The sequence below is a fragment of the Vibrio comitans genome, from assembly GCA_024346835.1.
In the GTDB taxonomy this organism is placed as follows: Bacteria; Pseudomonadota; Gammaproteobacteria; order Enterobacterales; family Vibrionaceae; genus Vibrio; species Vibrio comitans.
In genome coordinates this window covers 97,668-115,587 of the sequence record AP024867.1, presented here as the reverse complement: position 1 = coordinate 115,587, position 17,920 = coordinate 97,668, and the positions used below count along the sequence as shown (strand labels likewise).

Annotated in this window: 13 protein-coding genes; 8 read left to right on the top strand and 5 right to left on the bottom strand. The window is 43.0% G+C overall.

Going from position 1 to position 17,920, the window contains the following annotated elements; translation table 11 throughout:
* Positions 1 to 122 precede the first annotated feature (122 nt).
* From OCU46_RS14380 to OCU46_RS14360, 5 genes are all read left to right on the top strand, one after another.
* Complete coding sequence (locus tag OCU46_RS14380; protein WP_141268847.1) at positions 123 to 2,279, top strand: heparinase II/III domain-containing protein; 2,157 nt, start codon at positions 123 to 125, stop codon at positions 2,277 to 2,279.
* A complete protein-coding gene (locus tag OCU46_RS14375) occupies positions 2,279 to 4,420 on the top strand; it encodes a heparinase II/III domain-containing protein (RefSeq protein WP_141268849.1) in 2,142 nt (713 codons plus the stop codon). Before OCU46_RS14380 ends, OCU46_RS14375 begins: the two co-directional genes overlap by 1 nt.
* A gap of 257 nt (positions 4,421 to 4,677) precedes the next feature.
* A complete protein-coding gene (locus tag OCU46_RS14370) occupies positions 4,678 to 6,417 on the top strand; it encodes a sodium:solute symporter family transporter (protein ID WP_141268851.1) in 1,740 nt (579 codons plus the stop codon).
* A gap of 186 nt (positions 6,418 to 6,603) precedes the next feature.
* Positions 6,604 to 7,209 (top strand): c-type cytochrome, encoded by a 606-nt coding sequence (locus OCU46_RS14365; protein ID WP_141268853.1) that lies wholly within the window; start codon positions 6,604 to 6,606, stop codon positions 7,207 to 7,209.
* A 9-nt stretch (positions 7,210 to 7,218) separates the two neighbouring features.
* Positions 7,219 to 8,277 (top strand): c-type cytochrome, encoded by a 1,059-nt coding sequence (locus tag OCU46_RS14360; RefSeq protein WP_141268855.1) that lies wholly within the window; start codon positions 7,219 to 7,221, stop codon positions 8,275 to 8,277.
* Positions 8,278 to 8,345: 68 nt separating this feature from the next.
* On the opposite strand, the gene OCU46_RS14355 is transcribed toward OCU46_RS14360, so the two are convergent.
* Both OCU46_RS14355 and OCU46_RS14350 read right to left on the bottom strand, forming a co-directional pair.
* On the bottom strand, positions 8,346 to 9,635 hold the full coding sequence (locus OCU46_RS14355; protein WP_244311338.1) for an MATE family efflux transporter: 1,290 nt from the start codon (positions 9,633 to 9,635) through the stop codon (positions 8,346 to 8,348).
* A 213-nt stretch (positions 9,636 to 9,848) separates the two neighbouring features.
* The gene (locus OCU46_RS14350; protein WP_141268859.1) at positions 9,849 to 10,559 is read right to left on the bottom strand and encodes a FadR/GntR family transcriptional regulator; all 711 of its coding nucleotides are present in this window, start codon (positions 10,557 to 10,559) and stop codon (positions 9,849 to 9,851) included.
* A 601-nt stretch (positions 10,560 to 11,160) separates the two neighbouring features.
* On the opposite strand from OCU46_RS14350, the gene OCU46_RS14345 reads away from it, so the two are divergent.
* The 3 genes from OCU46_RS14345 (at position 11,161) to OCU46_RS14335 (ending at position 14,639) form a co-directional block, all read left to right on the top strand.
* On the top strand, positions 11,161 to 11,880 hold the full coding sequence (locus OCU46_RS14345) for a FadR/GntR family transcriptional regulator (RefSeq protein ID WP_141268861.1): 720 nt from the start codon (positions 11,161 to 11,163) through the stop codon (positions 11,878 to 11,880).
* A gap of 182 nt (positions 11,881 to 12,062) precedes the next feature.
* On the top strand, positions 12,063 to 13,928 hold the full coding sequence (locus OCU46_RS14340; RefSeq protein WP_141268863.1) for a DUF294 nucleotidyltransferase-like domain-containing protein: 1,866 nt from the start codon (positions 12,063 to 12,065) through the stop codon (positions 13,926 to 13,928).
* Between the two features lie 3 nt (positions 13,929 to 13,931).
* Positions 13,932 to 14,639: a 3'-5' exonuclease gene (locus tag OCU46_RS14335; RefSeq protein ID WP_141268865.1), complete on the top strand. Its 708-nt coding sequence runs from the start codon at positions 13,932 to 13,934 to the stop codon at positions 14,637 to 14,639.
* Positions 14,640 to 14,723: 84 nt separating this feature from the next.
* Here the strand turns inward: OCU46_RS14335 and OCU46_RS14330 are convergent, their stop codons facing one another.
* The 3 genes from OCU46_RS14330 to OCU46_RS14320 form a co-directional block, all read right to left on the bottom strand.
* Positions 14,724 to 15,407, bottom strand: coding sequence for an oligogalacturonate-specific porin KdgM family protein (locus tag OCU46_RS14330; protein WP_141268867.1), 684 nt, complete (start codon positions 15,405 to 15,407; stop codon positions 14,724 to 14,726).
* 384 nt (positions 15,408 to 15,791) lie between these two features.
* A complete protein-coding gene (locus tag OCU46_RS14325) occupies positions 15,792 to 16,472 on the bottom strand; it encodes an oligogalacturonate-specific porin KdgM family protein (protein ID WP_141268869.1) in 681 nt (226 codons plus the stop codon).
* A 462-nt stretch (positions 16,473 to 16,934) separates the two neighbouring features.
* Positions 16,935 to 17,657 (bottom strand): oligogalacturonate-specific porin KdgM family protein, encoded by a 723-nt coding sequence (locus OCU46_RS14320; protein WP_141268871.1) that lies wholly within the window; start codon positions 17,655 to 17,657, stop codon positions 16,935 to 16,937.
* Between the last annotated feature and the right edge of the window lie 263 nt (positions 17,658 to 17,920).

The following is a 17,920-nucleotide window of genomic DNA, read 5'->3' as shown; positions in this document are numbered from 1 at the left end:
TTTTGAAATTGTTTATGTGACAGCATTCATTCTTTTTTGACCGCCACATAGGATTAAAGTTAATATTGTATTACTTTATGTGGGTTTACAATAATTCTCGTTAGTAGAGGAAGAACTACAAAATGACGACACAACCTATATTGCTTACTGCCGAAGAGATCAATGAACTTCGCAAGGAAGTTGGCCGTGATACCCTGATGGGCAAAACTATCGCCAAGAACGTTGCACAAGTTGAGCGTTTTATGAGCTTACCATTAGAGGTGCCGGGTCACGGTGATGGCGGGAGCTATGAGCATAACCGTCACAAAGACAACTATACCTACATGAACATTGCTGGTCGTCTTTTCCTCATCACAGAAGATCAGAAATACGCTGACTTTGTTACTGCATTGCTTGAAGAGTATGCGGACAAATACTTAGAGCTAGGCTTCCAAGTTCAAAAAAATACTAACCCAACGGGTCGTATTTTCCATCAGATCCTTAACGAACATGGTTGGTTGCTATTCACCAGCATCGCGTACTCTTGCGTTGCATCAACCATGACTGAGGCGCAACGTCAGCGCATCATCGATCGCATCTTTATCCCTATGATTGAGATGAGCATTGATAAATACTCACATCGTTTTGACCACATTCATAACCATGGTGTTTGGGCTGTTGCCGCTGTTGGTGCGTGCGCCGTAGCGATTGGTAAGCCAGAATACCTGGAAATGGCGGTTTACGGTAAAGACCGTGAAGCATCAAGTGGCTTCCTAGACCAAGTGTCTAATCTGTTTGCTCCTTCTGGTTACTATCTAGAAGGTCCTTACTACTCTCGCTTTACGATTCGTCCATTGGTTCTACTGGCTGAAATCATTCATCGCCACATGCCAGAAGTGGATATCTACAATTACAAAAACGGCGTAGTGGGTAATACAGTACAAGCTCTATTGGCTTCGGCATATCCAAACGGTGTATTTCCGGCAATGAACGATGCGTCCCAAAGCATGAGCATTGCGGACATGGGGGTGCAGGTTGCTGTGAGCATTTACGGCGCACACTACTCATTAGACGACAATATTTTGGGTATGGCGAAGATTCAAGATGGTGTTTGGATGCACCCTTGCGGGCTTAAAGTGTCTCGCGCTTATGAAAAAGCATCCGCTGAGCGCACTATCGGCATGCCTTTCTGGCCAAGTGTAGAGTTAAACGAAGGCCCTGATGGCGACAAAGGCGCTCAAGGCTTTGTTCGTATGCAGGACAAAAATGGTGATGTTACTCAACTAGTGATGAACTACGGTCAGCACGGTATGGGTCACGGCCACTTCGACACACTAGGTATTACTCTGTTTAATCGTGGGCACGAAGTACTTCGCGAATACGGTTTTGCTCGTTGGATTAACGTTGAGCCTAAATTTGGCGGTCGTTACCTTCCAGAAAACCCGTCATACGCGCGTCAAACTATTGCACACAATAGCGTTACCATCGATGAAACTTGCCAGAACTACTTTGATGTAGATCGTGCAGATTCAGTTCATGGTTTACCGCACTTTTTCCAAGTGAATGACGATAACCTAAAGGGTATGAGTGCATTCGCAAATGATCACCATGATGGTTTTGGTCAGCAACGTAGTGTATTCCTGCTTAACTTGGATGAGCTAGAAGCGCCGCTTCTTATTGATTTGTATCGCGTAGTGGGTGAGGGTGAGCATCAATATGATTACTCTCATCAGTACAATGGCCAGATTATTCGTACCAACTTCGAATATGAAGCATACAAAGAACTGGAAACACTTGGTTCAGATCATGGCTACCAACACCTATGGAAAGTAGCAGCAGGTGAAGCCAAAGAAACTGCATTGGTTAGCTGGCTGCAAGATAACAGCTACCACACTTGGCTTGGCACCAGTTCTAACAACAATGGCGAAGTGATCTTCACTCGCTCTGGCGCTAACGATCCTAGCTTCAACTTACGCAGTGAGCCTTCATTCATTCTGCGTAGTCGTGGTGAATCCACTCTATTTGCTTCAGTTGTTGAAACTCACGGTTACTTCAACGAAGAGTTTGAACAATCAGTGAACGCTCGTGGCCGAGTTCAGGATATTCGCGTGCTTGCTCACAATGAGACTGGATCTGCTATCGAAATCACTACACAAGATTCTATCGTGACTATGCTTGTCTCAAATCAAGCAGACGTTACCGAAAATACAAGCAATCAAATTGCAATTAATGATAAGACCTTCAACTGGACAGGACACTATTCAGTCGAAGTTAAAACACAATCTCAGGAGACAATTTAATGAGCTACCAACCATTGCTGCTTAACTTTGAAGAAGCAGCTGAACTCCGTAAAGAACTTGGCAAGGATAGCCTATTAGGTAAAGCATTAACGCGTGACATCAAACAAACTGACGCGTACATGGCTGAAGTAGGCATTGAAGTACCAGGACACGGTGAAGGTGGTGGCTACGAGCACAACCGTCACAAGCAAAACTATATCCACATGGATCTAGCGGGTCGTTTGTTCCTGATCACTGAAGAAGAAAAATACCGTGATTACATCGCCGATATGCTAACTGCATACGCGAAGGTATACCCAACGCTTGAAAGCAATGTAAGTAAAGATACTAACCCTCCAGGTAAGATCTTTCACCAAACGCTAAACGAAAACATGTGGATGCTTTATGCTTCTTGTGCGTACTCTTGTATCTTCCACACGCTTTCTGATGAGCAAAAAGCACTGATTGAAAACGACCTTTTCAAGCAAATGATCGACCTGTTTGTTGTGACTTACGGTCATGACTTCGACATCGTTCACAACCACGGTCTTTGGGCTGTAGCTGCAGTAGGTATCTGTGGTTACGCAATCAACGATCAAGAGTCAGTAGACAAAGCACTTTACGGCCTGAAAATGGATAAAGTAAGCGGTGGTTTCCTAGCTCAGCTTGACCAACTGTTTTCGCCAGATGGCTACTACATGGAAGGTCCTTACTACCACCGTTTCTCTCTACGCCCGATTTACCTGTTCGCAGAAGCTATCGAGCGTCGTCAGCCTGAAATCGGTATCTATGAGTTCAATGACTCAGTAATTAAGACAACTTCTTACGCAGTATTCAAAACAGCGTTCCCAGACGGTTCTCTACCGGCATGTAACGATTCATCTAAGACGATTTCTATCAATGATGAAGGCGTTGTTATGGCAACATCTGTATGTTTCCAACGTTACGAGCAAGCTGAGACTCTACTTGCAATGGCTAACCATCAGCAAAATGTTTGGGTTCACACTTCAGGTCTGACTCTATCTAACGCAGTTGAAGCTGCTGACGAAATCAAGCCATTCAACTGGGGTAGCCTGTACATCACTGATGGCCCTCAAGGCGAGAAAGGCGGTCTAGGTATCCTACGTCACCGTGACGCTCAAGACGACGACACAATGGCGTTGATCTGGTTCGGTCAGCACGGTAGTGATCACCAATACCACTCTGCACTAGATCACGGCCACTACGACGGTCTGCACCTAAGTGTATTCAACCGTGGTATCGAAGTCCTTCACGACTACGGTTACGGTCGTTGGGTAAACGTTGAGCCTAAATTTGGTGGTCGTTACATCCCTGAGAACAAGTCTTACTGTAAACAAACTGTTGCGCACAACACAGTGACTGTTGATCAGAAAACTCAAAACAACTTTAACACAGCACTAGCTGAGTCTAAGTTTGGTGAGAAGCACTTCTTCAACGTAGAAAATAGCAAGCTACAAGGCATGAGTGGCCGTATCTCTGGCTACTACGAAGGCGTAGATATGCAACGTAGCATCATCCTTGCAGAGCTTGAAGAGTTTGAAAAGCCGCTAGTGATCGATGTGTACCGCATTCAATCAGAAGAAGAGCACCAGTACGACTTGCCAGTGCATTACACAGGCCAAATCATTCGCACTGATTTTGAATACGAAACTCAAAGCACGCTTAAGCCAGTAGGTGAGTCTGACGGTTACCAACACCTATGGAACCTAGGTTCTGGTAAAGTTGAAGGTAGTTCTCTTGTAAGCTGGTTGGTAAACAACAGCTACTACTCGCTAGTGACAAGTGCTCAAGCGGCAGACAGCGAAGTTATCTTTGCTCGCCTAGGTGCAAACGACCATGACTTCAACCTACGCAGCGAGCCAGCAATGATCATGCGTCAATCTGGTAAAGATCATGTATTTGCTTCTGTTCTTGAAACTCACGGTTACTTCAACGAAGAATTCGAGCAATCTGTAAATGCTCGTGGTCTAGTTGAATCTGTAAACGTTGTTGCTGATACAGCAGACGGTACAGTTGTTCGTATTCAAACGACTACGGGTAACACATACCACTTCGGTATCTCAAACCGTGCAGAGGCGGCTCAACAATCTGAGCACACTGTAGGTGAGTTCACTTGGACTGGTTCTTTCGCTCAAATCTAATATGAGTAACCAATCTTAAAGATTGGCAGAACATAAAAACAAACGGATGTAGGGCTTAGCCTTGCATCCGTTTTTTTGTATCCGCGGGATAATTAGACATATTTTGTTTCATATTACGTCTGAAACGAGGCTTACAAAATTGTGAATTCGGTCATGCGCAACAAAAATCATATAGTTGCAATGTTAAAATATGGACCACCATTTCAATATTAATCGTCTTCTTTATAGCTATTGGAAGTCATCGATCCAGGAGCCCCATGGAACTGTTAGATCTCGTCATAGTACTCGCCTACTTTGTTTTCATTATTTTTGCTGCTCTCGTGTTTAAGCGCTTTGCGAAAACCTCATCGGGTTATATACGAGGTGGGGGAGCGATGATGTGGTGGATGGCCGGAGCAACCGCGTTCATGACTCAGTTTTCAGCATGGACCTTTACTGGCGCTGCTGCGAAAGCCTATGAAGATGGTTTGACGGTGTTGTTCCTGTTTTGGGGCAATGCATTGGGATTCTTTGTTGCTTCCTATTACTTTGCGGAGCGTTATCGAAAGCTTCGTGTAGATACACCTATGGAAGTGATAAAGCTACGCTTTGGCCAAGTATCAGAGCAGTTTTATACTTGGCTAAGTTTTCCGTTGGGGATTGTTGCAGCGGCTATTTGGCTCAACGGTCTTGCGATTTTTGTCGCAGCGGTTTTCAACATCGACTTATACATTACTATATTGATCGTTGGTGCTGTGGTGACCTTTGTTGCGGTCAGTGGCGGTTCGTGGACGGTATCTGCTACCAATGTTATTCAACTTATCTTACTTGTCTCTATTACCATGACGGTCGGGGCGTTTGCCCTGTATGAAAGCGGAGGTCCGGTAAAGGTGATCGATCAGTTCCCTGGTGATTTCTTAATGGGGAATGGGATTGAATACTGGCATATATTTGCCTTGTGGGTGGTTATTATCATGAGTAAACAAACCATCAACACCAACAATGCGCTTACTTGTTATCGATTCTTGGTAACCACGAATGAAAAAGAAGCAAAAAAGGCCGCTTTTGTTGCGGGTGTGCTGTTTGTTATCGGGCCGGTAATGTGGTTCATCCCCCCTTGGGTAGCCGCTGGTATGGGGGTTGATCTTCAAGCTTACTATCCAAACCTTGCAGAGAGTGCCAACAACGCAGCCTATCTATTCTATATCGACCACTATATGCCAACGGGTGTGCTTGGTTTGGTATTGGCTGCCATGATAGCCGCGACTGTCGCACCTATGACCACTGCTTTGAACCGTAATGCTGGCATCTTTGTTCGCAACGTCTATCAGCCTTTAATTAATAAGCAGTCATCAGAGCGTCAACAGATGAAGGTAGGTAAGATTGCGACATTGATTTCTGGATTGTTGTCAGTTGGCGCTGCATTGATGTTCGCATCTATCCGCGAATACAGCTTTTTTGATCTAATGATGCTGTTTGGCGCTCTATTGCAGATGCCTATTTCTATCCCATCTCTGCTGGCACTAGTTATCGTTCGGACGCCAGATTGGTCGGGTTGGGCGACTATTATGGTTGGCTTGTGTGTGTCTGCGTTCATGCAGTTTGTCTTCGAAGTCAATTGGTTGCTGCCAGTGCTTGGCGCAGAGTCATTTACACATCGAGAGTACGTAGATTTAACTGTGGTGAGCGCGCTTCTTGCGCAGATAGTGATCACCGGTGGCTTCTTTGCCCTTACTAGCTTGTTTTATAAAGAGCGCACAGGAAAGAGAGCAACGGAAACCAATGGCATGCTCAAAAACCTAGCCACGCCAATCAGTCTTGGTGAGCAAGCCAAAGTGGATACTAGGCAAGGGGAATACTTGGGCAAAATGACCCAAATTCTTGGTGGTCTAATTATGGTGATTGGATTTACCTTTGATAGTTGGGCCGATATGCTCACTTTCTTCATTATCGGTGGCCTTATACTGTTATCAGGCTTCCATTTATATCGAACGAGAAAGGTTCCTCAACCAGCGTGACGAGGGCAGAACTAGGTTAAAAATGGATGCAGAGGCTTGCTTGTTGCTAAAGATAATGACGCCTTTTATGTATTGATGCTTTTATTTCTTATGTCGACTCTAATTGAGTCGACTTTCTTTATTGCGCGAGTGTGGCGACAATAGATTCTTTCATCTAGGCTAAAAAATAAACTGATAAGGATTGTCATGCCTAGATTACGCGCGCTGCTCTTGAGTAGTTCTGTCTTCGTTTTACCCTTTTCATTGTTCGCTTCCCAAAATGCCAAGGTCTGTGAGGCTTGCCACGGTGCTGATGGTAAGGGCTTGCCCAATATTGCTCCTATGTTGGCTGGCCTAAACGCTGATTACTTAGAGAATCAACTCATCCTTTACTCCAATGGCAGTCGGCATAATCAATTGATGAAGCCTATGGCCGATCAATTGTCTGATCCGACACAAAGAAGAGAGATCGCAGAATACTTTTCAAACCTACCTTCCTACACCTTTGATAGCTTAGAGCAGCGTGGTGCAAGCGTTAAAATGGAAAGCCCTTATCGAAAATTGGTCTATCAAGGTGATTGGGATCGGGATATTCCTGCATGCGCTACCTGCCATGGTCCGAGTGGAATGGGAGTAGGGATGTTTCCACGTTTAGCTAGCCAGCATGCTGATTACACCAAAGCTCAACTACTCGCGTGGAAGAATGGGACGCGCTCCGGAGACCCATTAAACATGATGGGCAATATTGCTAAGAAACTGACAGATGAAGAAATTACGCATCTTGCAGAATATTTTGCGTCTTACCGATACTAAGGAGTGAGTATGAGAATTTATATCCTGTTCCTGACGTTATCAGGACTGTCTAGTTTTGTATTTGCCGCAAATGAGTTGCCAGATAAACAAGCAGAGATACCGGCGGTAAGTAAAAGTGCATCAGCAGATTACATTAAGCCTCGCTCTCTTGACGCAATTCCTAATAGTGAATTTGGTAAGAAAGTCGAGCTTGGGTACTCCCTATTTGTGAATTCACAGCAAATGCGAGGAGAGTTTGTGGGAAATGAACTCAACTGCGTGAATTGCCATATGCAAGCAGGGATGAAGGCAAATGCAGCGCCACTGTGGGGCGCATTTATGGCCTATCCTGCTTATCGAAGTAAAAATGACAAAGTAAACAGCTATGCGGAACGTATTCAAGGGTGCTTTACCTATTCAATGAACGGCAAAGCCCCTCAAGCAGAAGACCCTGAGCTTGTTGCAATTGCGGCGTATTCTTATTGGCTTGCGATGGGGGGAATACTGGATAAACATGGGATGCAAGATATGCCCGTTCCAGAGTTGTCTGATCAAGAAATCTTGCAAGGTGGTAAAATTGAGTCGTTTAAGCTTCCCGCAGATATCGCTCACCTCTATCCTGTGGATCAAAGGGGGAACTTAACTGGTCGCGGATATCCTAAGCTGGAAGCACCAGCACAAGAACCCGATCTAGAACGGGGAGCACTAGTTTATCAAGACAACTGCTCTGTTTGTCACGGAGATGATGGATTAGGAATCAAAGGCGCAGACAAACGTGCTTATCTTCCACCTCTATGGGGAGCCGGTTCGTTTAATTGGGGAGCGGGCATGCATAGAATTAATACTGCTGCCTATTTTATCTATGAGAACATGCCACTAGGTAAAAGCGTGCAGCTTACTGAGCAGCAGGCATGGGATGTGGCAGCGTTTGTAAACAGTCATGAGCGACCTCAAGATCCTCGTTTTTCTGGAGATCTTGAAGCTAATGCCAAAACCTATCACAAGCATCAAGGATACTATGGCAAGTCTGTTTCAGGAGAGACTTTAGGTGCTCACTCATTTCCTACAGGAGATGAGATCATAAAGTGAGTTCGGATTAAGTAGTAAACGCCTAGTAGCATCGACCCTTTCGAGTTGTGGCTACTAGGCGTTTTTGTTTAGTCGTACATCAACTTCTTTGCTTTTTCAGCATTAAACTCTTTCAACGACTTTCTAGCTAAGTGCCTAAAAGGTAGCGCCTTAACGATCTCTTCAAAGGGCTGGATTGCAAAAGCCCAGAATATTGAACCGTCGAACACCATAATAATCAACGCACATAATGGAATGGAAATAACCCACTGGCCGGTAAAGTTAATTTTGAATACTGCTGTGGTTTTTCCTAGGGCACGTAATACGTGGCCATGAACGGTGTTATAGCCACGCACTATCGGCAAGAAGATATAAAGCGGCGCTATTGTGGCAAGAGCGACGTAAGTTGCTGGGTCGAGATGCGGATAGATATCGGCAATAAACAGGCTCAAAATACCAAAGAACACGGCGCAAATAATGGAGATGCATACTGCGATATCTATGCTTGTATCGACATTTTTAGCGAGGTCGTCCATTTTGTTTGAACCAATCGCTTGGCTAATGGATATGGCCGAGGAGTGTGCCCAGGCTGTAATAAACTGAGTACCAGAACGAAGCCATGGCATAACAAGCGTTATGGCTACATAGGCATTAATATTGAGCTGAGAATAGAGTAATTGGTATACCGTCGCGCCAATTGACAGAATGGTGACGTTCGCTGCAACCGGAAATATTTCAACGAAGTGGTTTTTGATACTATGTCTAATACCATCTAAGTGCTTCCTAAATGGCAGATTCACTTCGTTAGAGAAGTGCATACACATCAACAAGTATGCCATTCTTATCGTAATCGCAATAAGGGTACCTGTCGCTGCGCCTTTTACGCCCATACCTTCAAATCCCGCAAATCCGTAAATAAGAAAGTAAGAGGTAAACGCATTGATTGGCATCTCGATGAGATAGCCTTTAAATGGGACTTTGGTACGCCCAAGGCTGTTAAACAGAGCAATGATGACCTGAGTAATAGCGTTGAATAGAACTAAGTACTGCGAGACGGAGAGGTACTGATTAATCTCGGCATAGAGAGAAGTATCATCGGTGAGTGCCTCAATTAATTGATGGTCAAAGAATTGTAATAACGTAAGAAATAACGCAGCTACCGAAAAGTTGATGATCATTCCTGACCAGAAACCTTTTGCCAGCGATGCTTGTACACCCGAACCAACAGCGCGACTAAGTACCAATTGAGTACCGTTCGCCAGCGCCATTTGAATACCTATGATGAAGGCAACGATGGTGCTTGCGATACCCATAGCAGCAAGGGAGACTTCCCCAAGAGGGGATACTAGGAAAGTATCGATCATTAGCATTGACTGCATTAAGAGCGCATTCAATGCTAGTGGCCAAGCGATAGAAATGTTCTTTCTTACATATGATTGAGCGGGCACAACATTACCTTGGTATTAACGAACAAAAGCGAATCAAGCCAAAGCTTGATTCGCTGGGTTTTAAGTAATACTTAACTTCTACAATGGTGCCATTGACTGCCTTAGCAATCAATAATTGAAACGTTAGTTTATAATTTATAGTTCCTAAGAAGCTTTAGCTAACGTTTGGTTTTCATCGTCTAGCAAGCTTTGAGAGGCGTCTCGTGCTTGTTGAGAGTTGCCTGACATAATGCCATCGTAGATTGCTTTGTGTTCTTCTAAGCAGAAACGTCCACCAACAGCAGAGTAGTCGATAAATTGCTTAAAGATAGTCGACAAAATATTGCTGAAAGGTACGTAGAATTGGTTACCAGTCGCTAGGAATACGGTCTGATGGAACAGGTGATCATTAATCGTCCAGTTCTCATAATCAAATTCGTTAGCTGCAACAGTCATGCGTTGGAAGTACTTAGATAATTCTTTACGCTGTTCTGCTGTAGCATTAGTCGCCGCTAGCGCACATGCTTCAGGCTCTATTGCCTTACGTAGGCCTAAGAACTGAGCTAGGAATGGTTTGTTGTCTTCTAGGTCTTGAATCCAATCTAAGAATTGAGGGTCTAGGAAGTGCCATTGGCTACGAGGACAGATTCGAGTTCCCACCTTAGGCTTAGATTCGATTAGGCCTTTAGCTGATAAAAGCTTGGTTGACTCGCGAAGAGCAGTACGGCTAACGCCGAACGCTTCACAAAGCTCCGTTTCACACGGAATTTTTTGATTTTCTTTCAGCTCACCAGACAGAATTTTTCGTGCAATCTGTCTCGCTACTTGAACATGTATTCGGCGGTCTGAATTCTCCACCAACGCAAAAAGCGACATTTTTCTACCACCTGAGTTATATAAAAAGCCAGTTGTAACTGGTCTTAAGGTCACCGTTTTGATGACAAAAGGTCTTTAGACCTATTTATTGTGTTGAGAGTGCTAGCATTAGTTTCGCGGTCATTAATCGACAATCGTGCCCATACTGTCGTACATTCAGCGGCATCGTAAGAGAGCGTAATCATCATTATTTATTAGAGTTTGTAGCTCACAAATCATGGTCTAATGCTTGGTTAGTTTAGAGAGATTTAACAACTGCCTCGTGACAATCACTATTCTTCTCATATGCACTCATCATGAATTAAAATAATACAATAACATTTTACAACATCAACTAAATACGAGATATAAGTCAAATTGCAAGCTTAAATTCAGACTTTAGTCACGAAAAACTCGCAGAAGCACAAACACTGCTATTCTGTATGTTAACGGTTTGTATTATAAAAGTGTGCGAAAGAACTGTTAGGTAGGCGTTATGTTATGGCTATGATTCGCCCATTAAACGGGGCATGTCACGTTTAGAGTACAGCTCTGTAGCGCAATTGAATCAAAGTGATATATTTACCCTTAGATAATACATTATTAAAAAGTAAGTTAAATTATGTCAGGTTCGTTTAATTCAATCGCAGGCTCAAAACGCAGTTTGCACGTACAGGTTGCTCGTGAGATTGCTCGCGGCATCCTTTCTGGAGAATTAGCCCAAGGCTCAATTCTACCAGGAGAAATGACCTTGTGTGAGCAGTTCGGTATTAGCCGTACAGCACTTCGTGAGGCGGTAAAACTTCTAACTTCAAAAGGTCTTTTGGAGTCACGTCCAAAGGTCGGCACCAAAGTTGTCGATAGAGCATACTGGAACTTTTTAGATCCTCAGCTGATAGAATGGATGGACGGTCTAGCGGATGTCGATCAATTCTGTTTCCAATTCTTGGGTTTACGCCGTGCCATTGAGCCAGAAGCGTGTGCACTTGCTGCACAATTCGCGACAGCTGAGCAGCGCATTGAGCTTTCAGAAACCTTCCAAGAGATGGTAGAAGTTGCTTCGGAGCCAGAGCTTAATGTTGAGCGTTGGACAGACGTGGATACTCGCTTCCATAGCTTGATCTTTAACTCAACAGGCAACGACTTCTATTTACCGTTTGGTAATATTTTGACGACTATGTTTGTGAACTTTATTGTTCATTCGTCTGAAGAAGGTAGCACTTGTATCAACGAACATCGTGAAATATACAATGCGATAATGGCGGGCAACAGCGACAAAGCACGTCAAGCTTCAGCCGATCACTTACAAGCGACAAATCACCGTCTTCCGGAAGTCAGTTAACCAAATCTCGACTAATATTGTAGAAGCACGCTTATGCGTGCTTTTTTTATGTGAAAAATTAGCGATTTATAGAAATAAATCACAGTCACATTAGTTACAATTTCGTTACTAACCCGTAAGTTAGATATATAATAAGACTAATTAGCCATTTGGTTGTCTCACCATAGTTTACGAGAACTTCTATGCCTCAATCTCTATTACCCAATATCATTCAGTTTATCAGTCAGATTGACCCTTTTGACAAGATCCCTAAGGCAGCGTTAAGAGAGCTCGCGTCTCAGGTTAAAATCACCTATTTAAGTAAGGGAGAAGATGTTGATCTCTGTGTAGAGGGTGATGAGAAATACCTGTATATCGTGCGTACGGGTTCCATGGAACAGCGCAAATCCGATGGTGTACTTCGTGCTCGCCTAGGTTCTGAAGACCTGTTTGGTTTTACGTTTTTAGACTCAGAGATCGATAGTGACAAAGGCTATAAAGCAGTCGCTATTGAGCATACGCTACTGTATTTGATTCCTCATTCGGCACTGCAGCAGCTGTTTAAGTCCTCTCCTGAAAGTGCAGAACACTTTGCGTCTCAAGCGCAAGTTCGTCTGAAATCAGCTTTAGATGTCGTATGGTCAGATCGTGAAAAAGGCTTGTTCATTAAAAGGGTAAGTGAGGTTGCTAGTGGCCGAGTTGCGGTCATGCAGGCGCACCACACAATCCAAGAAGTTGCTCATGAGATGCGTATTGTTAAACGTACTTCTTGTGCCGTTATCTATGAAAATGATGAGATTGTGGGCTTGATTACGGATAGAGATATGACCAAGCGCGTAATCGCGTTAGGCGCGTCTATCGACCAGCCGATTTCATCGGTAATGACTTATTCGCCATTAACCATCGCACCAGATGATTTAGTCTTACACGCTGCTTCGGTAATGATGCAATTTAATATTCGTAATCTACCAATTGTTGAAAACAATAAAGTGATTGGCTTGTTGACTACGTCTCACCTTGTGCAGAACCACCGCGTTCAAGCCATCTTCTTGATAGAGAAAATCAAATACGCTACCAGTATTAAGTCGCTGTCGAGCTTTACCTCAGAAAGACAAGCTATCTTCGAAGCATTAGTAGAAGGCAAGGTGGCTCCAGAGGTCATTGGGCAGGTAATGACGATGATCATGGATGCGTATACTCGTCGAATTATTCAGATTTCTATTGATAAACTGGGTCCTCCGCCGTGTGAATTTGCTTGGATTGTCGCGGGCTCTCATGCAAGAAATGAAGTTCACATGTTGTCGGATCAAGATAGTGCAATCGTACTGACTGATGATGCCACTGATAACGATAAGATCTATTTCAAACACCTTGCTAGTCAAGTATGTAATGGACTTGCGAGCTGTAGCTATCCACTATGTCCGGGTAATTACATGGCCGCTAATCCTAAATGGTTGCAGCCGGTTAGCATGTGGAAACACTACTATAAAAAGTGGGTAGCAAACCCAGAATACGAGCGTCTGCTTAATATCAGTGTATTCTTAGAAATTCGCTCCGTGTACGGCAATAATGACTTTGAAAAGATACTGCGCGATGAAATGCATATGAACATTCGCAATAGCAGAGAGTTCTTGGTTTCATTGACCAACGATGCAGTAAATACCAGCCCGCCGTTAGGTATATTTAATAGCTTAGTTTTAGAAAAATCAGGTGAAAACAAGAAGACTCTGAACGTTAAGAAGTATGCCATAAACTTGATTATCGACTTGGCCCGAATTTATGGGTTAGCAGTAGAGAGTGATACCTCAGCGACGGACAAACGTTTCCAGATTGCTTATGAAAAGGGCTTACTATCTGAGGATTCGTACAAGAACATTCTTGGTGCGTACGAGTTTATTTTGTCGTTTAGATTCAGCCACCAGTTAACAGCGCTGAAAAATGGTGAAGAGCCAAACAACCATATCGATCCAAATAGCTTTGGCAGTTTTGAGCGCGGACATCTAAAGGATGCGTTTAGGATCATCGCAGATCTGCAAGAGGCTGCAAAAGTGAGATTCGGGACCCGATAAATTATGTTTAAATTTTTTCATCCTTTGGAAAGTACCAAGCGCGCAAGAAAGACACTGTTAGATAGTAAGACTACTCCAAGATTGTTTAAGAGATTGCTAGAAAATCCGTCACCTGAAATAGACACGTTGCATAACGATCTGGATTACATTGTTCTGGATCTTGAAACCACAGGCCTAGACAGTGAAAACGATCTGATTTTGTCTATGGGGTGGGTAGTGCTATCTAAGAGAAAGGTAGATCTGACGAGTGCGTGTCATTTTTACATTAACCAAGAATCTCAGGTAAAGCCGGAAACAGCGATAATCAATCACATCACACCACAAATGCTGGATGAAGGGGTATCGATACACGATGCGATGCGAGCATTTTATGATGCCGCTTTAGGCAAGGTTATCGTCGCGCACGGCTGTGTGGTTGAAACCAATTTCATCAATCAGTATTTGAAGTGCAACTACCATGTGTGGGATTTGCCATTGATTTGGCTAGACACATTGTGTATCGAGAAGAAGATGGCCAAAGCGCGTAATGATGTTGAAGATGTTGATCTAACGCTGTCTGGTACTCGAGCACGTTATAAGCTTCCAGAATATAACGGACACAACGCATTGAGTGATGCATTGGCGACGGCAGAGCTACTGATGGCTCAGGTTAAACGCCTCGAACCTAACCATGATATGAAGTTTGGTTATCTCTATAAGTTAGGAAATTAAAGCTTAAAGCCGTTAGCTATAAGAATCAAAGCCAGCTTAATGCTGGCTTTGTTGTCTTTGAATACCCTAGTTTAAATATTGGAACTAGAAGCTGTACGTTACACCAACTCGGCTACGCAGTTCACGAGTCGACTTTTCAGGGCCGGTATTTACATCACCAAATTCCACGTAAGGTGCCCAGTTGCCAATCATGCGACGTGCTGTAAGGTTAAGTTCGTAGTCTTCTTCCGTGTTGTTATACAGGTCGTATCCGTCAGCGTTGTAATAGTTTCCTTCAAAACCAAAGCGCCAATCTGCCACGGCATAGTTGATGTTGGCAGTAAGTCTATGACGCAGATCAGTGCTCTCTCCGGTACTATACGTCTTTATATCGTAGCGATAACGAGCACTTACATTCAAACCTTCAACGGATTCAAACTCATAAGTTGCACGAATTTGCGGCTTGTAAGTCATGCCACCTTCACGGCCTTCAATAGGCATACCTGGCTGAATTTTCCAGTTACTTCCTTCGATCAAGTAGTTGTAACCTAGGTCCAGCTCCCAACCGTTGTTTTTTAAGTCCTTCATAAAGTCGCCGTCAGCGCCTTTGAATTTAAGTTCACCGCTATAGTAAAAGTTACCAATACTATCGCCCATTTTGATGCGACTTGAGTGTTGCTTGGTGTGACTCTTGTACTCATGTCGAACATCAAATGATGCTGCTGCAACAGACATTGATGTTGCTGTGCTAGCAACAAGTAATAGGGTAGTAGGTTTAAAGGTTTTCATTATGTGACTCAAAGGAACTATCTACTGTCTTAATTTCGGGCGGGCATCATAGGTGTTTTAGAGGATATATTCATGTGATCCCCGTCACTAATATTCCCAGTTTTAGAACTAGCGATGTTATTGATGGATCAGATACGGGTAACATGCTGTATTAGTTGAATTTTTATTATTCTCGATGACTTGTAAAAACAAATCAAAACGGCATTTCAACTGACTTGGGCGGTGCGATTTTTGTTACATTTGTCCATAGAGGGAATGAATTACTCATTTTTGACGGCAAAAAGCATGATGAATTGAATTTTTGTTAAGAAGAATAGGGGAGCTTAAAACGAAAAAGGTCACCCGTTTATAGGGTGACCTTTGAGGAAATTATTACAAAAGTAATTAGAAGCTGTAAGTTAGACCTACACGGCTACGTAGTTCACGAGTTGCTTTAGAAGAACTTGTGCTCACATCACCGAACTCTACGTACGGGTACCAGTCACCAAACTTACGACCAGCAGTTAGGTTTAGCTCGTAGTTTTCTTCAGAGTTGTCGTAGATGTTGTAACCATCAGCGTTGTAGTAGTTAGCTTCGAAGCCAAATTTCCACTCTGCAACAGAGTAGTTTACGTTACCAGTAATACGGTGACGGTTCTCTGTGCTGTCGCCGTTGCTGTAAGTTTTGATATCGTAACGGTAACGAGCACTTAGGCTAAGACCATCAACGCTTTCTAGAGCGTAAGTAGCACGTAGTTGAGGCTTGTATGTCATACCGCTTTCACGGCCTTCGATTGGCATGCCTGGTTGGATTGTCCAGTTGGTGCCGTCAATCTTGTAACGGTAACCTAGATCTAGTTCCCAGCCGTTGTTTTTAAGGTCTTTCATAAAGTCGCCGTCAGCGCCTTTAAATTTAAGCTCACCACTAAAGTAGAAGTTACCAATGCTATCACCCATTTTTACACGAGTAGAGTGTTGTTCAGTGTGGCTCTTGTATTCGTGACGAATGTTTAGTGAAGCAGCGCTTACTGAAGTAGCTGCAACAGTAGTAAGTAGAGCAAGAGTAACTTTATTTAAAGCTTTCATGTATAACCCTTAGGAGTCATTAGTTGGTGTTAATGTATGACAAATATATTAAGGGTGTTTTTTTAGATCTGCATGTGACGGCTGTCACCTTAAGTGTGTGTTTTAGGTTTTATGGCTGTTACCGTTAGTTACAGGTAATTTTAAGTCATTGTTTTTATTTCATTAATGTGGAATCGAAATAGTTGCATAAAAAATCATGTTCACGTTGAAAGTGTGTAATACATCATTGTTTATTTATATATATTAATAATACAATTGATTTTAGGTGTGCACAAAAGGTGATCTAATTCACAAGAGGTTGTTCTTGATGGAGTAGTGTTAGATAAAAATTGAACTTTAAGAAAAGTCTGTATTTTGGGGCTGAGGGTTTAAACGTATGTAAACTAACTAGTTTCGTTCAGCAACTAGTGAAAAACTAGGCGACAGATACCCTATCGCCTAAATATACAGAGTGCTTATGGTTTAAAAGCTGTAAGTTATACCAACACGTGTGCGAAGCTGGCGATCAGACGTCGTTTTACCTTGATCACCTTTAATATTCCAAAGCTCGACATATGGGCGGAAATTGTCGATCTTGTATCCGATTTTAACACCTAGATCCCACTCCCAATTGTTGTTGTCAGAAAGAATTACGTCGTCGTAATTGTGGTTGTAGTTTGCCTCATAACTAAGTTGAAGATTTTTCCATGCTTCATCTGAAAATTTGTAAGAACCAGTTAGAGTAATCTTTCCTTGTTGGATAGTATCGCCATTATTTTTACTTGGAGTGTAATTTTGGAACTCATGACGGTAACGTAGCGCAGTAGTTAAACCAAAATCAGCCTTATAACCGATACGTAGCTGAGGTTTGTAAGTGGTTTTGTTATCACCAAAAGTAATCGGCATACCAGGTTGGATGTACCAGTTTTTATCAAGGCTATACGCAACACCCCAATCAAACTCTGAGTCGCCACGCTCTACTTGATTAAAGAAATCTGACTTATCTTCACTGTTAAACTTTTGTTCAACGCTGAAGTAAAGTTTCGCTGGATCAGATAGCTTAACTGAAGAGCCAATCTTAATGCGGTGCGCAAATTCCTCACTTTCGTGTTTGTATTCGCCACGGTAGTCAAGAGAGCCAGCGTTTACAGATGCTGCTGCAACTGTAGTAAGTAGTGCGATTGTTACTTTATTCATTGTCTTCATTGGTCATTAACCTTTGCTTACGTTTGGTAATAAGTCGTAATGTATGACAAGCATATTAAGTATTTGCAGTGATGCGTGATGTGACTTAGATCTCTATGAAGAGTGTATTTATGATTTTTTTGAGTCAGGAATAGTGTTGAAACTTGTTGCAAAGCAGTATTTTAGGGAGTTTTGGAAGTTCAGTTTATTTTTCTAAAATAATCGGTATGCCGTTTTATTGTGCGAAACTGAAGGATAGGTTATATATTTTTATAATACAAATG

Bases quoted from the DNA above. Each gene is read 5' to 3' on its own strand.
- OCU46_RS14340 (WP_141268863.1), top strand. From the start codon at position 12,063: ATGCCTCAATCTCTATTACCCAATATCATTCAGTTTATCAGTCAGATT.
- OCU46_RS14345 (WP_141268861.1), top strand. From the start codon at position 11,161: ATGTCAGGTTCGTTTAATTCAATCGCAGGCTCAAAACGCAGTTTGCAC.
- OCU46_RS14350 (WP_141268859.1), bottom strand. From the start codon at position 10,559: ATGTCGCTTTTTGCGTTGGTGGAGAATTCAGACCGCCGAATACATGTT.
- OCU46_RS14320 (WP_141268871.1), bottom strand. From the start codon at position 17,657: ATGAAGACAATGAATAAAGTAACAATCGCACTACTTACTACAGTTGCA.
- OCU46_RS14335 (WP_141268865.1), top strand. From the start codon at position 13,932: ATGTTTAAATTTTTTCATCCTTTGGAAAGTACCAAGCGCGCAAGAAAG.
- OCU46_RS14360 (WP_141268855.1), top strand. From the start codon at position 7,219: ATGAGAATTTATATCCTGTTCCTGACGTTATCAGGACTGTCTAGTTTT.
- OCU46_RS14330 (WP_141268867.1), bottom strand. From the start codon at position 15,407: ATGAAAACCTTTAAACCTACTACCCTATTACTTGTTGCTAGCACAGCA.
- OCU46_RS14375 (WP_141268849.1), top strand. From the start codon at position 2,279: ATGAGCTACCAACCATTGCTGCTTAACTTTGAAGAAGCAGCTGAACTC.
- OCU46_RS14365 (WP_141268853.1), top strand. From the start codon at position 6,604: ATGCCTAGATTACGCGCGCTGCTCTTGAGTAGTTCTGTCTTCGTTTTA.
- OCU46_RS14325 (WP_141268869.1), bottom strand. From the start codon at position 16,472: ATGAAAGCTTTAAATAAAGTTACTCTTGCTCTACTTACTACTGTTGCA.
- OCU46_RS14370 (WP_141268851.1), top strand. From the start codon at position 4,678: ATGGAACTGTTAGATCTCGTCATAGTACTCGCCTACTTTGTTTTCATT.
- OCU46_RS14355 (WP_244311338.1), bottom strand. From the start codon at position 9,635: ATGCAGTCAATGCTAATGATCGATACTTTCCTAGTATCCCCTCTTGGG.
- OCU46_RS14380 (WP_141268847.1), top strand. From the start codon at position 123: ATGACGACACAACCTATATTGCTTACTGCCGAAGAGATCAATGAACTT.